Raw genomic sequence first — 2146 nt, forward strand, 5'->3', positions numbered from 1 at the left:
GCATGGGCGCGTCGATCAAGCTGAGCGCCACCGGAACCGTGCTGCGCAAATCCGGCACGCTGGTCCTCACCAAGCTGGTCGCCGCCTGGATCATCGTGCTGGTGGCCTCGCAGTTCATTCCGCCCGAAGGCATCCATACCGGCTTCTTCGCCGGGCTGTCGATCCTGGCCATCGTCTGCGCCATGGACATGACCAACGGCGGACTCTACGCCTCGCTGATGCAGACCTACGGCACCAAGGAGGAGGCCGGCGCCTTCGTGCTGACCTCCATCGAGTCCGGTCCGCTGATGAGCATGATCATCCTCGGCGCGTCCGGCGCCGCGCATTTCGAGCCGCAGATCTTCATCGGCGCCGTGCTGCCCTTCCTGGTCGGCTTCGCGCTCGGCAACCTGGATCCCAAGCTGCGCGCCCTTTTCGCGCCGGGCGGCCAGCTGATGATCCCCTTCTTCGCCTTTTCGCTCGGCAACACCATCAATCTCGGCACCCTGTTCTCTCCGCTGCTCGGGCTCGGGCTGCTGCTGGCGGTCGGCGTCATCATCCTGACGGGGATCCCGCTGATCCTGGCCGACAAGATCATCGGGCGCGGGACCGGCACCGCCGGCATCGCCGCCTCCTCCACCGCCGGTGCCGCCGCCGCCAACCCGGTGGCGATTGCCGCGGTCGCCCCGCAATTCGCTCCCGCCGCGGCCGATGCCACCGTGCTGGTGGCGATCTGCATCATCGTCACCTCCGTCGCCGTCCCGGTCATCACCGGCCTCTGGTACAAGCGCTTCGGCCAGGGGCTGGCGGAGACGAACCGCGACGACGGCTCGCCGATGCCGGTCGGTGCGGCGCCGGTCGATTGACGGCGGACCTCATCCTTCGACCGAGATCGTCTTTCAAACACGTCAAGCACTGCTTCAGGAGTTGGACCATGACCGGAAAGCTGGCCGGCAAGACCGCCGTCATCACCGGCGCTGCCCAGGGGATCGGCCGGGCGACCGCCGAACTGTTCGCCCGCGAAGGCGCAACCGTATTCGCCACCGACGCCAATGGCGCCAAGCTGGCCGAACTGGCAGGGCAGGGGATCGCGACGCGGGTGCTGAACGTGCTCGACGACGCGGCCGTGCGCTCGGTTCTGGCCGACATCGGCCGTGTCGACATCCTGTTCAATTGCGCCGGCATCGTGCACAACGGCACGATCCTGGAGATGAAGGACGAGGAACTGGACTTCGCCCTCGATCTCAACGTGAAGGCGCTGGTCCGCACCACCCGGGCGGTGCTGCCCGGCATGCTGGAGCGCGGCGACGGCTGCATCATCAACATGTCGTCGGTGGCCTCCAGCGTGAAGGGGGTTCCCAACCGCTTCGCCTACACCACCAGCAAGGCGGCGGTCATCGGCCTGACCAAGTCGGTCGCCGCCGATTATGTGGCGAAGGGCATCCGCTGCAACGCCATCTGCCCGGGGACGGTCGAATCGCCGTCGTTGCAGGAGCGGCTGTCGGCCCAGGGCGATTACCAGGCCGCCCGCGCCGCCTTCATCGCCCGCCAGCCCATCGGCCGCATCGGCCAGCCCGACGAGATCGCCGAGTTGGCCCTTCACCTCGCCACCGCCACCTACACCACCGGCCAGATCCACATCATCGACGGCGGCTGGACGATGTAGCCTGGACTTCTGCCTTGGGATGACCGGTGGAAATGGGGCCGGTGCGGTACGAGCCAAGAAAGCGTGATGGCGCCGACCCCACAGGCTGTATGATCGTGGCTCCGTCCACGAGAGAATACCGATGCGGATCTTGGTGATCGAGGATGCCGAGGATCTGGCCGACGCCGTCGTCGACAGCCTGCGCGGCCTTGGCCATGCCGTCGATTGGGCAGCGGATGGCGATGAAGCCGACGAGCTTCTGCACACAGAGGCCTATCAGCTCATCATTCTTGACGTCATGCTGCCGGGACCGGACGGCCAGACCCTGCTGCGCCAGTTGCGCCGCCGCGGCGACCGGACACCGGTGCTGGTCACGACGGCGCGGTCGCAGATCGATACCAAAATCCATCTGCTCGACCTTGGGGCCGACGATTACATCGTCAAGCCCTTCGACCTGCGGGAACTGGAGGCGCGGTGCCGCGCCCTGCTGCGCCGCTCCCATGGGATGGCCTCTCCGAAGCG

3 protein-coding genes are annotated in these 2146 nt (G+C 67.1%); all 3 read left to right on the forward strand.

What is annotated here, in order from left to right; all coding sequences use genetic code 11:
• Positions 1-845 (forward strand): 2-keto-3-deoxygluconate permease (locus tag I71_RS29760; protein ID WP_042702902.1); only part of this gene is annotated, 845 nt, incomplete at its 5' end.
• Positions 846-913: 68 nt separating this feature from the next.
• Positions 914-1645, forward strand: coding sequence for an SDR family oxidoreductase (locus tag I71_RS29765; protein ID WP_042702904.1), 732 nt, complete (start codon positions 914-916; stop codon positions 1643-1645).
• 121 nt (positions 1646-1766) lie between these two features.
• The coding region (locus tag I71_RS29770) for a response regulator transcription factor (protein WP_042702906.1) at positions 1767-2146 on the forward strand (380 nt) is incomplete at its 3' end.

It is taken from the genome of Azospirillum sp. B506, assembly GCF_000333595.1.
Classification (GTDB): domain Bacteria; phylum Pseudomonadota; class Alphaproteobacteria; order Azospirillales; family Azospirillaceae; genus Azospirillum.

Bases quoted from the DNA above. Each gene is read 5' to 3' on its own strand.
- I71_RS29765 (WP_042702904.1), top strand. From the start codon at position 914: ATGACCGGAAAGCTGGCCGGCAAGACCGCCGTCATCACCGGCGCTGCC.